This is a genomic window from Jejubacter calystegiae (assembly GCF_005671395.1).
GTDB classification, from domain to species: domain Bacteria; phylum Pseudomonadota; class Gammaproteobacteria; order Enterobacterales; family Enterobacteriaceae; genus Jejubacter; species Jejubacter calystegiae.
Genome location: NZ_CP040428.1, coordinates 2265043 through 2280840 on the forward strand (window position 1 = coordinate 2265043; position 15798 = coordinate 2280840).

A 15798-nucleotide genomic window follows, 5' to 3' on the forward strand; every position below is an offset into this window, starting at 1 on the left:
GCCCGTGCTCAGGTTCCTGCGCACGTTTCCCAGGCCGGTATAGCTCAGTTGGTAGAGCAGCGCATTCGTAATGCGAAGGTCGTAGGTTCGACTCCTATTACCGGCACCATCTCAACTTCCCCAAACGTCTGTATTTATCCATAAATACCCTGATTTATAACGATTTTACCGCTTTTTAGTCCATCATCGTCCGCAGCCATCCAGTAGAATCCGATAAGAAATGTGTATAGGATTGTGTATATGTTTCTGTTCGGTCCTGGATTCCTATACACATGCCTTTAAACGATATGCAGATTCGCCGCGCTAAGCCTGAAGATAAACCCTATACGCTTGGGGATGGGCAAGGCTTGTCATTGCTTATTGAACCTAATGGAAGCAAGAGCTGGCGGTTCCGCTATCGCTATGCTGGTAAACCCAAGATGATCTCGCTTGGTGTTTACCCAACGATAACCCTTGCCGATGCTCGTTCCCGTCGTGATGAAGCTCGAAAACTTGTGGCAGAAGGAAAGAATCCTAGTGAGGTTCGAAAAGAGCAAAAGCTGGCTCTGCAAACAGAGTCAGAGAACGCCTTCGAAAAGATAGCCAGAGAGTGGCATCAACTTAAGTCTGCTAAATGGTCGGCGGGATATGCATCAGACATCATGGAAGCGTTTAAGAACGACATTTTTCCTTATGTCGGAACAAGGCCAGTGGGAGAGATTAAACCGTTAGAGCTGCTGAACGTACTGCGTAAAATTGAGAAACGTGGTGCGTTGGAGAAAATGCGCAAAGTGCGGCAGCGATGTTCAGAGGTTTTTCGCTATGCAATTGCTACAGGAAGGGCTGAGTTTAACCCAGCAGCGGATCTCTCAAGCGCCCTCGAAGTACATCAATCCAATCACTTCCCGTTCCTAAAAGCTGATGAGATACCGGATTTTCTACGTGCCTTAGACAGTTACACAGGTAGTCGGCTTGTCCAGATTGCTACGAAATGACTCATGATTACGGGTGTTAGAACTATCGAACTACGTGCGGCCTTATGGTCAGAATTTGATCTGGATAACGCTATTTGGGAAATTCCCGCAGAAAGGATGAAAATGCGTAGGTCACATCTTGTGCCATTGTCTACTCAGGCGTTAGATTTACTCAATGAACTCAAGATCATGTCAGGGAATTATCGTTATGTTTTTCCGGGGCGGAATGATCCTAACAAGCCTATGAGTGAGGCGAGTATTAACCAAGTTATCAAGCGTATTGGTTATGGTGGAAAACTTACTGGCCATGGATTTCGACATTCCTTATCTACTATCCTCCACGAAAAAGGATATGATTCGGCTTGGATAGAAATACAGCTTGCTCATATAGATAAGAATAATATTAGAGGTACGTATAATCATGCTCAATATATTTATAAACGCCGTGATATGATGCAGTGGTATTCAGATTATATTTTGATTAAGGAGATTGTGAATGAGTAACGAATTTGATAGTAGTAAACTAGAAAATTGCTTTGAGCTTGCATTGGAAAATATTATAAAGCACGGCGATACAGATATCTTCCCTTACCCATTTGAAAGTCGGTTATTTGAAGATGATAAGGAGAAAGTAAAAACTGCATTAATGCAAACATTTAATGATTTTGAAAATAAAAGGATCGAGATTCCACCAAACATAATTAATAGCTTTTCAAGTATTGGTTATTATGGTTACAGGTGGGCAACCCAAATTGATCCATTCTGGAATGCTTTTTTCCTTGGATTAGTTTTAAAAATCGCTGATGATATTGAAAGGAATAGATCTACTAAAACGCAGGTTTATTCATATCGCTTTAAACCAAACCTTGCTGAGGGTTCTCTTTTTGATAAAGATATCTCTTGGAGAAAATATCAAGAAGACAGTATCTCTGAATGTTCTAACGATGAAATAAAGTATGTACTTACATGCGATATAGCAGATTTCTATCCGCGTATTTATCACCACCGTTTAGAAAATGCGTTAGATAGAGTAGACCCCAATAAAGATTACTCTGGAAAAATCAAGAAATTACTACAGACATTTAGTGAAACAAAATCATATGGAGTACCAGTTGGATGTCCTGCCTCTAGAATATTAGCAGAACTAGCTCTAGATTCTATTGATAAATTATTGTCTATGAATAGAATTAACTATAAGCGTTATGTCGACGACTTTGTTATTTTTTGTAACTCTAGAGAGGATGCTCATAAGATTTTAACTTTGCTCAGTAAAAAACTGATGGAAAATGAAGGGCTAACTTTACAGAAACAAAAAACCAATATTGTTACTAAAGAAGAGTTCCTTTCAGTAACTAAAGCTAAATTGCATGGTAATGATGAAGATGAAGAATCTCCTATGAAGGCTAAATTTATGAGTCTTCCTATAAGATTCGATCCTTACTCAGCAAATGCGATAGAGGAATATGAAGAGATAAAGGAATCTTTAAAAGATTTTGACTTGTTAGCTATGCTGAGTAGTGAGTTACAAAAATCAAAAATTAACCAATCTTTTAGCAAGCATTTGATAAAGGCATTCTCAGCAACATCAGATGAAATAATAAGTAGTGCTTTCAAAGTAATGTTTAATAACGTGCATGAGTTATATCCAATATTTACAACTATAATTCAAGTGGCTAACTCCAACTGGCAAAAATTAAGCGCAGAAACCAAAGATATTATTCTTGATAAAATAACTACACTAATTAAACGAGATTCATATATTTTGAGTACTGAGCTCAACTTAGCCTATGTAGCCCGAATGCTCTCAAAAGAAAATTCAGAAAAATCCACCCTAATCCTTAGTGAAATATACAATAACAATCCAGAAAGCATCTTAGTCAAGAACATAGTTACACAGTCAATGGCAAAAATTAATTCTTACGCATGGCTTTCTGATATCAAAAAAAATTTCTCTGCAATGCATCCGTTACAGAGAAGACTATTGATCGTTTCCAGTTACATCTTAGGTGATGAAGGACGGCACTGGAGAGAGCATAATAAGAAAACATTCAACTTTGTAGAGGTGATTTACAGGGATTGGGCAAGTAAAAGGCATACTGCAAGAAATCTTGAGGATGCGCTATGATATCTGAATTAACGTTTTCTCGAAAATTCACTTCATTTTGGAATCAATTGCTTCCAAATGCTAATAATTTCATACGCATCATTAACGGCAGTCTCATCGAGGACGTTTATCCTCCTCTAGATGACAGCGCTAATAGGTCAAATAACGTCTTTGTCAATGAGTGCGCATTTAATTTATATACGGCAATACAGAATGATTCGTTAGACAGAAATATTCTTTCAGCACATGATATCTTTCATCATGCTGATTTTCAGGCTGTTTTTGAAAAAACAAAAGAATATCTACAGCGGTTCGCTTACGGTTCTAACTTCAAGCTACCCTTAAGCATGATTGAGTACAATACCATAAGGGAAATAGCAAGAAACATTTTGTCTCGATATGGAATGGAAAACCAAATTGAAGTGTCTCCACAATTCGATGGATGCGGAGTAATAAATAATTCATATGGCGATATTTATTATTCAAATGTTCTTGTGGAAATAAAATCAGGAGATAGGAAGTTTAGTGTTTACGATCTTAGACAGGTGCTAATATATTTCACCTTAAACTTTTACTCAAAAAACAAAAGAAACATCAAGAGGTTTGAGCTTTTTAATCCTCGGATGGGTATCACTTATAGTGATACCATTGTCAACCTTTGCAAAGAGTTGGCGTTTATTCAACCTGAAGAATTGTACTTTGAGATAATGAATTCTATTACAGAGGAAAATTTCATAGTAACTGAAATGCAACGCTAGATATCATGCAGACCGCTACAATCCATTGTAGTGGTCTGTTTCTAAATGTTCCTTCTGACGAATAAAGCCAAAATACCAAATAGAATTAAAGAAAATTATAATATCAGCCTTAGCGCGCAATGCTCTCCCCGCCACGCCTGCCCGCTTAATGGGCCGCTTTTAATGCAGGTGCAAAGGTAGATTCAGGCCGCGCCACGACTGGCGCTGGTCTGGCATGCCGGAGCGAGAAAACGCATGCAAAACCATGCACCTTATGGATGCATGGCTTATTTCGTTAAAAATAGCGGGATTTACGGGGATTTTTTGACAGGCTACTGCGCGGCCAGTTCGGCGCGTCGACAGGTGTAAATCATGTTCTGTACAGGGGTGAATTTTTCACGATTATCATCCCGCGAAGGCGCGTCAGGCCTGTATCCGATGGCCGTTAAAATATCTTTATCCTGTGCAGAATAATTAATGTCATTTCCAGCGGTCAGCCAGACGGAAAGAGCTTCTCTCAGGAAAGAGACTGAACGGCCAAGCGCGCGATTTTTTATCATCGCGGGCTGGTTTTTAATCCCCATCAGCTCCGGTGCCAGTGCGGCGGTCAGCTCTGCGCCGTTCTGCTGCATAAAATCATGTAGTCGGTTACGGATGCTGATGCGCTGCACCTCCTCATGCGAGAAGATGTAGCGACCGGCGGCGTGATTGACCTCCCATTTTTTGACGTCAATCAGGTCAAGCAGCGTCTGTAATCTGCGGGAGCCTGATGCGTTGTCATCCAGCAATAATTCCTGATATTCCTGCTCTGCGGCGGCCAGTTCGGTTTTACGGTTCAGCCACGCGGTTTTGTTCGTCTGACAGGCTTCATAGGCCTGCTTTAAGGTCAGGGTGGTCACGGGTTGTCTCTCCTGATTAATGGCGGAACGGCGAGCTGTAGCAGCTTTTTACCCGACGGGGTGCCACGGGGGCTGTCGGCACCGGCGCGGGTTTCTCATCGACGACCGGCGAACGTATCACTTCAAAGATGGACTCATGCGTTTTAAATGTCGCCGAGCAGTGCACATTCTGGCACTGCAGGTAACTCTCTTTGACGCTGTCAGACATATAGCGGCTGGTGCGAACGTGGGCCGCAGTGCGGCAGAAAGGACAGCGCATCATGACAGTAACCCCCGTGCTTTCAGGTCAGCTTCACGTTCCCGCATTTTTTCCTGCCAGACTTTCCGCTGACCGGGCGTGGTCGCAACGTCATGTTCCATATGCGGCAGAGTGGAAGCCGACAGCCCTGTTTTAAACAGCACCGGTTCATCGGTCAGACGGATATTGCAGCCCTTTACGGCCTGTTCAAGCCACGCTTTCACCTGCTGCATTACAACTTTTTCCGGTTCGATATATCCCTGATGCCCGGTCGTATTAGCAAGCGGATTATTCAGAACCAGTATGTTGAGTTTCATTGCTCTGATGAGGGCACCGCAGCTTTCACGCAGGGCAGCATCGAGTTCATGCTCTGCATACTGACTGAGGACGCCGTGATGTGCCTGACGGTATGCTCTGGCCGTGCGGTCACAGGCTCCTTTGAGCCTGTCCAGCTCGAAAGACAGAACCTCAGCCATATTGTCACATTCCTGCGCCAGCTCCCGCCGTGCTACGCGCGCCAGATGGCGTTGTTTCAGCTCGTCGGTAATGACAGCACCACCGGCACGAAAGGCGGCGCGCCATGCGCCGGAACCATTGCCGTTTTCCTGCTCCAGTTCATTTTTTTGCGTTTGCACCTGGCTGATGGCCGTCGTGGTTTCATCCATACGGCTGGCATTGGCGAGATGCGCCGAGCGGGCAGTCTCAAGGCGTTCCATTGCAGGTTTAAGGTAGTCGGGAATAACAGCAGTCTGAGTCATGTCGGGTCTCCTCTTCGTTTCAATCTGAGGAGATTCTGCCGCGCCAGACACAACAACACGATTCATTGCCGTTGTGGCAAAAATGGCACAAACAGACCTTAAAACCCGGCTGGCCAGAGAAAGGTCTCAGGAAAACCTTACTCACTGTTTGTTTTTTTACTTATAACTATTCACTACTGTTCACTGAAAAGAAAAAGATAAGTAATACAGCAAGATAAAGGGTGAACAGTTGAGGGTCTGACTGTTCACCGTCTGTTCACCACTGTTCACCCTTCACCGTATATTCACCCTGTATCACCATGAAATTATTGATAAAAAACCAGAGGTGAACAGTGTGAACAGTAAAACCTAAAAAAACTTTTTTATCATCCTCTACAGCCTGCTCACTGTCATATAATTCTGTACCGTGTTCACGGTATTCTGTTGAAAGTAATTTTTAAAATATTAAGGGCGGTCAAATCGTCCGCATTCAATGAGGTTAACAATGGCGCAGGATGCTTGGATTGTGCAATTGCAGATGCTATTAGCTCATATACCTGTTAAGGATATTATGATTAATGCAGTCGGAAGTTTTGTTGGTGGTGTAGCACTCATTTGGCTTGCAATGAGTAAGCATGGCGTTCGTTTTTTAAGGGCAAAGTTAGCAAGACCTAATGTTCGTATCGAACGACGTAGAACACCTGAAAATATATTCACAGGTATAGAGCTTGGTGCTCCATCTCGCTGGGTTGAACAGCAATTAGGTGTTCCTAACCGCATAGGCGATAAATGGTGGGGATATAGGTTTTCAGACTCACTGGTTTCTCTGACATTCGACTCAAATGATTCTATCGAAACCATCGCAGTGGCATTGATTGACCATGATACAACTTTCGAATTTCCTTCTTGGCACCTTTGCTGCCCACCGTTGGGAAAATTAACCCTAAAAGATCTTATGGAAGAGGAACACTTAACTTTGGAGTATAGGGAATCCTTAAGGCATCAAGAACTTGTCGTTTCGGGAAGAGAAGGACCGCCAGGAGCATGGAGTTATGTTGCCTTTGGGGCATTGTCGCCTCATGCCCCTGGGCAGTTGTTACCGAGTGATTTCGAATGGGATAGTGATCGTGAAACTCTTCTGAGCAGCTCACAAGATGTAAAAATCAACTGGGCTGCAGTTTCAAGCACCTCATACATCAATGTTTTTCCATGGGATTTAGGTTTAACGCTTCGACCTTGATAGCATCGATTTGGCGTAACAGCTTATGTTGATAAGTGGGGTTGATCATTGTGGAAGTGAGTAGAACTCGTGTCCAGATTTTGGCCTGAAGAGGGTGTATGAAAAACGAACGCATTCGCCAATGTGTATAGGTGTGTGTATAGGTTTATTCTTCGATATTAATTTATTCAATAAAATCAATTTATTGATCTTGTTTGTCGGCTCCTGTTACCGCCCTATCTGGCACTCTCGATAGTATTCTGACGTCCACTGATATTTCCCAAAATACGCGCATGATTGGGGGAATATCCTGAAGTATCGCTTTCCGATGCCAGAGCAAGGCGGGACGAAGCTAAACGGGGTATCGCTGGGGGGAGCGACCCAGGTAAAGCGAAGCAGGAAGAAAAGCTGGCGCAGGAAGCTCAGGTAAAATTTCTTCGTTTATATCATGCTTTTTTCGTGTAACTGCATGTGTAAGTCGTTTTCGTCAACATATATCTACAATAGCGATATTACTCATATCCGTTTTTCAGTACGAAATGAAAGATTGATATGGTTCACTGAATCAAAAAAGCCAGCCCCGCAGCAAAGAGGATGGAAAGCAGTACCGATGCCAGGCCAGGCAGTAAGAAAGGATGGTCGATAATATGTCTGCCCAGTTTGGTTGACCCTGTATCATCCAGATCTACCGCCGCCAGTAGCGTCGGATAGTTTGGCAGAATAAAAAGAGAGGCCGTTGCCGGGAAGCAGGCGACTAAAACCCCGGGAGCAATACCCATACTCAGCGCGACAGGGAACAGAATTTTCGTTGAGGCCGCCTGGGAATACAGGAAGCACGAGACTGTCATAATGATGAGGGCTAACACAACGGGCGAATCCAGTAAGTGTGAAGAGACTGTACTTTGCAACCACTGATGATTGCTGTCCATAAACGTCGAGCCCAGCCAGGCTACGCCGAGAATACAAATACAGGATGTCATCCCGGTTTTAAATACCGAGCCGGATGGGATTTTTTGTACGTTAACCCGGCAGTACACCAGAATCAGCAGCGCAACGCCCATCATTACTCCTACTCGCGCCTGTCCGCTGCTCATGACCGGATTGGCTATCAGCCCTAATTTGGGACTGGTGACAATCGCATAGACCAGAACCATAACCAGCCCAACGATAAAGATCAGCACAGAACGACCGGCATAAGGCGGTATTGTCCGCTCACTCCTTGTCTTAACCTGAACAGGATTGTCATATAGCCGATCCTGCTGGCGGATTCTGTCCCAGAACAGGTAAAAAAGAGACGTGACCAGCAGCGCAAGGAAGGTGGATGGTATTGATACTGCGATTAGCTCAATATAACTCCAGCCATAATGACCTTTTTCCAGTATCCCCGAGAAAAAAATCACCGCCGCAGAAATGGGCGACGCAACAATACCAAGCAAAGATGCGCTAACGGAGAGAGCAAGAGCCCGGGTGGGTTTTATATTGTTCTCTTTCGCGACACCAACAATAACTGGCATACAGGCAAATGAGACTTGCCCAGTGCTGGCCATCATGGTTAATAGCCACGTGGAAAGCGGCGCGGTTATTACTAACAATCGCGGATAGCGACGCAGCAGGCGCTCTGTGAGATCAACAAGATACTCAATACCGCCGGCCTCCTGCATAGCAGCAATCGCCACGATCACGACCATGATAAACACTATAACCAGCATCGGCATATCACCCGGCGTGGCGCCGAGCACGCTGAGGACAATCACGCCAGCTCCGCCGGCAAACCCCACACCGATACCCCCAACCCGCATGCCGATGTACAGAAACAGCAGCACCACCAGAAACTGAACCAATACCATAAATCGCCTCCACGGCTCCCTGTCCGGTATTAACCCTATAAATGATTAACTGGCCTGCAAGTCCTGGCCGCCGGGCAAACGCGCTTTCACAATGTCTCTGGATATAAACAGCCTGTGAACGACAACTTATCGCGATACAGCGGCATCACTGTACACGGTGTTAATCAGGCATCCGATTTGCTCAATCTCGACTTCAACCCTATCCCCGGGGCGCATAAAAAGCGGCGGCGTACGTTTTTTCCCGATGCCACCGGGGGTGCCGGTCAGGATCACATCTCCCGGAGAGAGCGCGCTGAACGTGCTGATATACGCAATTAGCTCTGCAATTGAGTGCACCATACAGTTCGTATTATCCTGCTGCACCGTTTGGCCATTAAGCCGGGTGGTGATATTTAAATTTTGCGGATCGGGGATGTCATCCGCAGTCACCAGCCAGGGGCCGAAACCACCGGTTGCTGGCCAGTTTTTCCCGCCGGTAAAGCAGGCATGCTGCCAGTCGCGCACGGAGCCATCCATATAGCAGCTATAGCCGGCAACATACTGTAGCGCCTCCTGCTGAGGGATATTGCGTCCCCGACGGCCTATCACCAGAGCCATTTCGCCTTCATAGTCAAACTCATTGCTGCACTCCGGCTTGAGTAACGGCGCCAGATGCCCGGTCTGTGAATCAGCAAAACGGATGAATAGCACAGGATTAGAGGGCCTCTCATTACACGTAACGTCTTTATCGCGATAATTCACGCCAGCGCAGATTATTTTTTTCGGGTCAGTAATGACTGGCAGGAAAACTATCTCGTCGAAGGAATAATTCGCTTTTTTAGCAGACGGCGGCAGAGTATCAAGAAGATAAAGGTGCGGTATAAATTCAAGCAGGCTGTCATATTGAGGGAACAGCGTCTGCAGGTCAGTGACGCCGTCAGTGGTCACCAGTCCATATTTATTTTTATTATTAACGCGAAAGCTCAATAGTTTCATAAATCACCTTGGGAATATACAGAGGTGAAAGCCCCAGCGTTAAGATGAAGAGTATTAAAAGATACCGGGGCGAGGTATATATTATCCGCAATGCAGTAACACATATTTCTGTATTGCGGATTAACAGCAGAATCAGACTAAATTAACGGACACGACCCAGCTCAGCGGCGCGCATTGCGTCGTGGATCTCTTTCTCAGCCCCGTTTTCGAGCGGCAGAAGAGGAGAGCGAACGGTAGCATGTTCAAGGATCCCGCGCGCAACCAGGGCATGTTTAAGGGCAACGGTACCTTCCATGTGAGAACCGCGATGATACACGCTTCTGGTAACCGGCAGCAGACGATCGTGCAGCTGACGCGCTTTAACGTAGTCGCCCGCTTTACCCGCCTTAATCATTTCAATTAACGGTTCAGGCGCGATATTACCGTAGCCGACCAGGAAGCCATCAACATCAAAGGCGGTATGCAGTAGATATTCATCGTGGCAGCTTAAGATTTGCAGATCCGGACGCTCGCGACGAATAACCGGAATTTCAGTATCCCAGCGGCGCATATTACGCACGCCATTCTTCATGGCAAATACGCCCGGCTGCGCGGAGATATCCAGCAGCGTTTGCAGATTGTAGGTGGCTTTAGTGACATCCGGATACTGGAAAAGAATCAGCGGTAGGCCACTTTCTTCATAAACAACGCGGTAGCGATCCTGAGGAGCGCCATCCTGATAGCCAAAACGCAGCCAACCGTGTGAAGGATAGAGTAAACCGGCGGAGGCACCAGCGGCAACAGCACGCTTAGCCTCCAGCGCAGCGACTTCCGTCCCTTCACCGGTGATACCGGCGATAATAGGAAGCTTATCATCCACGGACTTCACAAATGCGCGGATCACATTCGCTTGCTCTTCCTGGGTAAGAAAAGTCCCTTCCCCTGCGTGTCCCAGAACCACCAGACCTTTCACACCGTCGATGCTGCCGAGCCAGTTGCCGAGGCGCTGAATGGCATCATAGTCTACGCGACCATCGAGAGTGAATGGTGTTACTGGAGCCGGAGTTAAACCTCTCAGATCGATGTTAATCATAGTTATCCCCTTGATGAGTAAGCATATATTTTGCAGTTGAACGATTTTTTGAAACGAAAATGAAATCGTTTCTGCAATCGTTTTCACGTCATATTGACATTGAACCTCAAAAATAAATCCGTCAACGCCACGTTGGTTAAAAATGCAACTCAGGTCACAAACTAAACAGCAATTTGCATCCGGGATGAGATCCGCCGTACAAAATTCACCCCCTCCCTGCTTTCCGGGAAAAGCCAGGGAGGGTCTCAGGCGGATTATTTACGCGGAGACGAGGTGGATTTACGGGGAATAAGGGAAGGCGTGGTAATCCGCATATTATTATTTATCTCAGGATTCAATAACATATCAACCGCATTGCTGGCGATATGCTCCAGCGGCGTTCTGACCGAAGTTAGCGCCACGGGCAGTCTGCTCACCAGGGGAATATCATTGTATCCCACCAGGGAGAGATCTTCGCCAATCACCAGCCCCTGCTGGTGCGCGGCTGCAAGGACGCCAATCGCCAGCTCGTCATTAACGGCAAACAGCGCGCTCGGGCGATGAGGCTGACTGAGCATTTTTATTCCCTGCTGCTCTCCCGATGCGATATTAAAATCAGAATGACAGCACCATTCCGCTTCGATCCTGAGCCCGGCTTCCTGCATCGCCCGCTCAAAGCCCTTACGCCGGTTACGCGCGTTGGAGGCAAAATCAGGACCGCCAATCAGGCCAATATCACGGTGGCCTAAATCAATCAGGTGTCGGGTTGCCAGATAGCCGCCAAGCTCATCGTCCCCGACCGATGAGGGGCTAAAACCGTCGGTACGCAGCGCCAGAACGTGGGGAACATCCCGTTCACGCAGGGTTTGCGGTAAAGGATCGTCCAGCCGACAGGTGGACATGATTAACCCATCCACGCGGCGATCCAGCAGCGATTCAACGGCGTTTTTCTCCTGCTCCTTGCTATCACCGCAGGTGGCTACAATCGCGAAATATCCTCTTCTGGCCGCAGCCCTGGCTATCTCTTCGAAAAGCATCGCCGTGACGGCATCGGTCAGTCTCGGCACCAGGACGCCAAGCGTTCCGGTATCGCCACGACGCAGGCTGGAAGCAACATAGTCCCGACGGTAGCCCAGCTCTCGGGCCACCTGGCGAATTTTATCCGCCGAGGCGCTGCGCGAGGTAGGTAATCTTTCGTCGAGTACCCGCGAAACGGTCGAGACGCTAACGCCCACCGCGCGAGCAACATCCCGCATTGTCGCCGGCTTTTTTTCCGGCAAATCGTTCTGTTCACTTTCTTGATCCATCTGCTGCTCCAACTCATCAATGCGGGTAAAAATCCGTGTTGCCCGTTCAACGGATACCATCGTGCAAACCGTGGGATTAAAAGATCTTACGTCAAACCTCGTCCGGACAAAAGGAATGGTGCTTTACTTTGCCCGGGAACGCTCGTCCGATCATTAATTCACTCTTTTTATTTACTTTACTCTGCGTTTACAGCTTAGCCTTTTTACTCGTTAGTTTTTTCAGATTGTGAACTGTTCGACATTTATACAACTGGCGTAATTGACTTAGCGGCGAATCCAGCAAAGGATTAACTGAAAATGAAATCGATTGCAATAACGTTATCACAAGCGAATTCAGACAGCATTCTATGCAGCACGTCTTTGGATAAGGGATCGTGCCCTGTGGTTATTCAGAAATTTACGTGTATGCCCCAGACAACGTTTAACAGGGTAATACTATGTCAACTCAGGTTATTGATTCAGATTACGTAGTTGCCAGCGGAACTGAGACAACCCCAGACGCGCTGCTGGCAAGGCTGGAACGTCTTCCTGTCACCCGACGGCTGAAGGCGATCCGCGTTATCGTCGGCTTATCGACTTTTTTCGATGCCTATACCATTATTGCTATCGCCTTTGCTCTCCCTCAGCTCACCCAGGAGTGGGGGCTTACGCCGACATTTGTCGGTCTTATTATTGCGGCCAGCTACGTGGGCCAACTGTGCGGCGCACTATTTTTTGGCTCGCTGGCGGAAAAAATAGGCCGTATCGGCGTATTACGTATCACCATCATCATGTTCGTTCTGATGGATGCAGCCTGCCTTTTTGCCTGGAACGGCTGGTCAATTCTTATCATTCGCTTTTTGCAGGGAGTGGGTATCGGTGCGGAGGTTCCCGTTGCCAGCGCCTATATCAATGAATTTGTCGGAGCCAAAAAGCGCGGGCGTTTCTTTTTGTTGTATGAAGTGATTTTCCCAATCGGAATGATGTTTGCCGGGTTGGTGGGATATTTTCTTGTGCCCATCTATGGATGGAAAGTTATGTTTTTAATTGGCTTAGTTCCCTCCGCACTGACCGTTCCTCTGCGATGGCTAATGCCAGAATCACCGCGCTGGCTGGCCTCAAAGGGGAGATTGAAGGAAGCGGAGAGCGTCGTATCAACGCTGGAATCGGAGGTCATCAGGCGTGGGATGACGTTACCCGAACCTGAAATTAAAGCCTCCACGGTTCAAAAAGCGGCACCTGAAGGGGTAAAAGCCCTCTTTAGCGGTATCTATAAATCCCGAACCTTTATGCTGTGGGGGCTGTGGCTGACGGTTTACAGCGTCAACAACGGAATGATCACCTGGTTTCCGACTCTCTACAAAACCTGGTTTAACCTCTCCCTCGATACCAGTCTGGCCTACGGCTGGATTACCTCCTCCTGTGGCGTCGTTGCGTCGGTGATCTGTGCCCTGATGATCGACCGGGTCGGGCGCAAGCGCTGGTACACATGGGCCTTTTTACTGGCCATCTTTCCTCTGATTACCCTTTCTGTTCTGGGGGCAAAATCTGCCGTTGAAATTCTGGTTCTTGGAAGCCTGACTTACGCCATTCTTCAGACCATCGCCTTCTCGCTTTATCTGTATGCGGCTGAGCTTTATCCCACCCGACTGCGCGCCATTGGCACCGCGTATTCCAGCGCATGGCTACGTGCGGGTTCATCCATTGGCCCACTGATGGTGGGTTTTATCGTAAGCGGCTTCGGGATTCGCTTTGTGTTTGTCACTTTTGCCGTCATTGCGCTGATTGGCGGCTTAATTACCTGGCTTGTTGCCATTGAAACCAAAGGAAAATCGTTAGAAGAGTTGTCGCCATAGACGGCTTATGGCTCCGGGAATCATGGAGCCATATCTGACAGGAGGTCGGCGTACCCGGCTGATTCAACTACATCTTACCGGGAATAATTCATAGACCTGGACCATAAACAGGCGGTGAAAAACATGAAAAAACTCATCAAAAGCGGCACGATGCTGCTGGTTTTACTACATCCTTTGCTGGCAATGGCCAACGATACGCTTTTTTCTCCAACAGCAAAAAATATGACCGGAGAGTGGGGAGGTGTACGTACGGATCTACGTCATCATGGCTATGATTTTACGCTGGAATATAACTTTATGACAGCTACGAATTTTTCCGGCGGTTACGATCGCGATAAAACCCTACGCTATAGCGACCAATATATTCTTGGCGTAGATATGGATCTGGAAAAGATTTTTGGCATTCATAACAGTGAATTTAAAGCGTCGGTGAATAATCGTAATGGCAGAGATTTGACCCAGGATCGTCTTCAGGACCCGCGCGCGCCGGTAATGGGCTCTGGTGTACAGAGTAACTACGGCCGGGGAGAAACATGGCATGCGACGCAGTTTTGGTTCAAAAAAAACTGGTGGGATAAAAAGCTGGATCTCAAGGTGGGCCTGATGCCACCAGGGGAAGATTTTGATAACAACGGCTGCTTTTTTCAAAACCTGTCGCTGTGTGGTTCTTTAGCCGGACACGGCAGCGGCGTCTGGTATAACACCCCCATAGGCCAGTGGGGCGGTCGCATTAAATACAGTCCAACCCCGATGCTTTATCTCCAGGCGGGTGCGTTTCAGTACAATCCTAACTACGCCACCCGCCATGGAAGCTTCGAGCTGGATGGAACCGGGCATCTGGGATACATGTACCTTTTTGAAGTGGGATACTTACCCGTTTTCGGCGCAGCAAAACTTCCTGGCGTATGGAAAATCGGGGGATGGTATAACACGGCAGATGCGAATGATGTCCTGGATGACGGCAATGGCGATCCCTATGTTCTTACTCACCAGGCCGCCCGACGACACGGAGGTCGCTACGGCGGTTATCTCTATGTCGTCCAGCAGATGACCCACTCGATCCGTCATCGACAAAATGGCCTGAGCCTTTTCGGGCATCTGGCAATGAATGATAAAGAGACGGCGACAATGGACTATCAAATACAGGTCGGTGCCATTTATAAAGGGCCTTTCGCCAGCCGTCCGCAGGACTTTATCAGCTTTGGCGTCAGTAAAATGCATGCCAACGACAGAGTTGCCCGTCGGGCGCAGCTCCTGAACCAGATGTGGGGAATCGATGATTATGATAATCCCCTGTATGTCCCGGTTCGCAAAGCCGAATATGTCGCAGAGTTGCATTATAGTTTTCGCCTTACTCCCTGGATGACTGTGCGCCCTAATCTTCAATTACTCGCTCATCCGGGAGGAAGTGAGGAGATTAAAGACGCGTGGGTTTTCGGAAATCAGGTGGTTGTCAAATTCTAATAAAGCAGGCCGCCACCGTCTGGCCGCCCGTATAGCGTCTAAAAAAACAGGGAGCCAGATGAGAAATCCTCTGACTTCTTTTTCTTTAAATGCAATTGGGGTCAGGTAAGAATTTGCTTTCCAGCTCTCTTCATCTTGCTGTCAGCGACTTCGGATAGTGCCGTGCGATGATGGCCTTCAGCTTATCGACTGGATCAGGCTGCCGGGAAGAGATATGAGCGGTTCCCTTCTGAAAGTATTTGAGCGTAAACATCGCGTCCTCGTAACGATTGCTGTACCGGTTGCTGAAGCAGGGCAGAACCGTTTACCACTGGCAGAGTCGGCGTGACGATCGGGCGATAACCTGGCGTATCCGGGAGATAGCGGAAACCCGGATACGCTACGGCTGTCTGCGTATTCATATTCAGCTATGACGGGAAGGTTGGCTAATTA

General features: G+C 47.2%; 12 protein-coding genes, 1 tRNA gene and 4 pseudogenes. 9 read left to right on the forward strand and 8 right to left on the reverse strand.

Translation table 11 applies throughout. The features are described 5' to 3' along the window. Window positions 1-33 precede the first annotated feature (33 nt). The 4 genes and pseudogenes from FEM41_RS10425 to FEM41_RS10440 all read left to right on the forward strand — a co-directional run bounded on the left by FEM41_RS10425 (window position 34) and on the right by FEM41_RS10440 (window position 3815). Window positions 34-109, forward strand: a tRNA-Thr gene (locus FEM41_RS10425). Between the two features lie 163 nt (window positions 110-272). Next, window positions 273-1457, forward strand: a pseudogene (locus FEM41_RS10430) (tyrosine-type recombinase/integrase). After that, window positions 1450-3078: an RNA-directed DNA polymerase gene (locus FEM41_RS10435; RefSeq protein ID WP_138095913.1), complete on the forward strand. Its 1629-nt coding sequence runs from the start codon at window positions 1450-1452 to the stop codon at window positions 3076-3078. Before FEM41_RS10430 ends, FEM41_RS10435 begins: the two are co-directional and overlap by 8 nt. Then, window positions 3075-3815, forward strand: a complete 741-nt coding sequence (locus FEM41_RS10440) for a hypothetical protein (RefSeq protein WP_138095914.1) — start codon at window positions 3075-3077, stop codon at window positions 3813-3815. The genes FEM41_RS10435 and FEM41_RS10440 overlap by 4 nt, the downstream gene beginning before the upstream one ends. A gap of 311 nt (window positions 3816-4126) precedes the next feature. On the opposite strand, the gene FEM41_RS10445 is transcribed toward FEM41_RS10440, so the two are convergent. Genes FEM41_RS10445 through FEM41_RS10455 form a run of 3 tightly spaced genes read right to left on the reverse strand, consistent with a single transcriptional unit; the run spans window position 4127 to window position 5689 of the window. Then, window positions 4127-4693 (reverse strand): phage polarity suppression protein, encoded by a 567-nt coding sequence (locus FEM41_RS10445; protein ID WP_138095915.1) that lies wholly within the window; start codon window positions 4691-4693, stop codon window positions 4127-4129. Window positions 4694-4709: 16 nt separating this feature from the next. After that, a complete protein-coding gene (locus FEM41_RS10450; RefSeq protein ID WP_138095916.1) occupies window positions 4710-4955 on the reverse strand; it encodes an ogr/Delta-like zinc finger family protein in 246 nt (81 codons plus the stop codon). Continuing rightward, window positions 4952-5689 (reverse strand): glycoprotein 3, encoded by a 738-nt coding sequence (locus tag FEM41_RS10455; protein WP_138095917.1) that lies wholly within the window; start codon window positions 5687-5689, stop codon window positions 4952-4954. The genes FEM41_RS10450 and FEM41_RS10455 overlap by 4 nt, the downstream gene beginning before the upstream one ends. A 484-nt stretch (window positions 5690-6173) precedes the next feature. On the opposite strand from FEM41_RS10455, the gene FEM41_RS10460 reads away from it, so the two are divergent. Both FEM41_RS10460 and FEM41_RS10465 read left to right on the forward strand, forming a co-directional pair. Beyond that, window positions 6174-6908 carry a hypothetical protein gene (locus FEM41_RS10460; protein ID WP_044258838.1) on the forward strand — a complete coding sequence of 245 codons (735 nt, stop codon included), beginning with the start codon at window positions 6174-6176 and terminating at the stop codon, window positions 6906-6908. Window positions 6909-7184: 276 nt separating this feature from the next. Next, a pseudogene (locus FEM41_RS10465) lies at window positions 7185-7316 on the forward strand (Arm DNA-binding domain-containing protein); the annotation flags it as partial. A gap of 128 nt (window positions 7317-7444) precedes the next feature. Here the strand turns inward: FEM41_RS10465 and FEM41_RS10470 are convergent. The 4 genes from FEM41_RS10470 to FEM41_RS10485 form a co-directional block, all read right to left on the reverse strand. Beyond that, window positions 7445-8734, reverse strand: coding sequence for an anaerobic C4-dicarboxylate transporter family protein (locus tag FEM41_RS10470; protein ID WP_138095919.1), 1290 nt, complete (start codon window positions 8732-8734; stop codon window positions 7445-7447). Between the two features lie 126 nt (window positions 8735-8860). Then, the gene (locus FEM41_RS10475; RefSeq protein ID WP_138095920.1) at window positions 8861-9709 is read right to left on the reverse strand and encodes a fumarylacetoacetate hydrolase family protein; all 849 of its coding nucleotides are present in this window, start codon (window positions 9707-9709) and stop codon (window positions 8861-8863) included. Window positions 9710-9851: 142 nt separating this feature from the next. Further along, complete coding sequence (locus tag FEM41_RS10480) at window positions 9852-10781, reverse strand: dihydrodipicolinate synthase family protein (RefSeq protein ID WP_206665551.1); 930 nt, start codon at window positions 10779-10781, stop codon at window positions 9852-9854. A 254-nt stretch (window positions 10782-11035) separates the two neighbouring features. Then, window positions 11036-12067 (reverse strand): LacI family DNA-binding transcriptional regulator, encoded by a 1032-nt coding sequence (locus FEM41_RS10485; RefSeq protein ID WP_138095921.1) that lies wholly within the window; start codon window positions 12065-12067, stop codon window positions 11036-11038. A 437-nt stretch (window positions 12068-12504) separates the two neighbouring features. Between FEM41_RS10485 and FEM41_RS10490 the strand changes: the two genes are divergently transcribed. After that, window positions 12505-13902 carry an MFS transporter gene (locus FEM41_RS10490; RefSeq protein WP_138095922.1) on the forward strand — a complete coding sequence of 466 codons (1398 nt, stop codon included), beginning with the start codon at window positions 12505-12507 and terminating at the stop codon, window positions 13900-13902. Between the two features lie 123 nt (window positions 13903-14025). Next, entirely contained in the window at window positions 14026-15366 is a 1341-nt protein-coding gene (locus FEM41_RS10495) for a carbohydrate porin (RefSeq protein WP_138095923.1), read from the forward strand. 130 nt (window positions 15367-15496) lie between these two features. Here the strand turns inward: FEM41_RS10495 and FEM41_RS10500 are convergent. Next, a pseudogene (locus tag FEM41_RS10500) lies at window positions 15497-15649 on the reverse strand (DUF4942 domain-containing protein); the annotation flags it as partial. On the opposite strand from FEM41_RS10500, the pseudogene FEM41_RS10505 reads away from it, so the two are divergent. After that, window positions 15645-15776 (forward strand): annotated as a pseudogene (locus tag FEM41_RS10505) (IS3 family transposase); the annotation flags it as partial. The pseudogenes FEM41_RS10500 and FEM41_RS10505 overlap by 5 nt on opposite strands. Between the last annotated feature and the right edge of the window lie 22 nt (window positions 15777-15798).

Excerpts from the sequence above, each read along its gene's own strand:
- FEM41_RS10495 (WP_138095923.1), top strand. The coding sequence starts at position 14,026 with ATGAAAAAACTCATCAAAAGCGGCACGATGCTGCTGGTTTTACTACAT.
- FEM41_RS10485 (WP_138095921.1), bottom strand. The coding sequence starts at position 12,067 with ATGGATCAAGAAAGTGAACAGAACGATTTGCCGGAAAAAAAGCCGGCG.
- FEM41_RS10460 (WP_044258838.1), top strand. The coding sequence starts at position 6,174 with ATGGCGCAGGATGCTTGGATTGTGCAATTGCAGATGCTATTAGCTCAT.
- FEM41_RS10475 (WP_138095920.1), bottom strand. The coding sequence starts at position 9,709 with ATGAAACTATTGAGCTTTCGCGTTAATAATAAAAATAAATATGGACTG.
- FEM41_RS10480 (WP_206665551.1), bottom strand. The coding sequence starts at position 10,781 with ATGATTAACATCGATCTGAGAGGTTTAACTCCGGCTCCAGTAACACCA.
- FEM41_RS10490 (WP_138095922.1), top strand. The coding sequence starts at position 12,505 with ATGTCAACTCAGGTTATTGATTCAGATTACGTAGTTGCCAGCGGAACT.
- FEM41_RS10435 (WP_138095913.1), top strand. The coding sequence starts at position 1,450 with ATGAGTAACGAATTTGATAGTAGTAAACTAGAAAATTGCTTTGAGCTT.
- FEM41_RS10470 (WP_138095919.1), bottom strand. The coding sequence starts at position 8,734 with ATGGTATTGGTTCAGTTTCTGGTGGTGCTGCTGTTTCTGTACATCGGC.
- FEM41_RS10440 (WP_138095914.1), top strand. The coding sequence starts at position 3,075 with ATGATATCTGAATTAACGTTTTCTCGAAAATTCACTTCATTTTGGAAT.
- FEM41_RS10450 (WP_138095916.1), bottom strand. The coding sequence starts at position 4,955 with ATGATGCGCTGTCCTTTCTGCCGCACTGCGGCCCACGTTCGCACCAGC.
- FEM41_RS10455 (WP_138095917.1), bottom strand. The coding sequence starts at position 5,689 with ATGACTCAGACTGCTGTTATTCCCGACTACCTTAAACCTGCAATGGAA.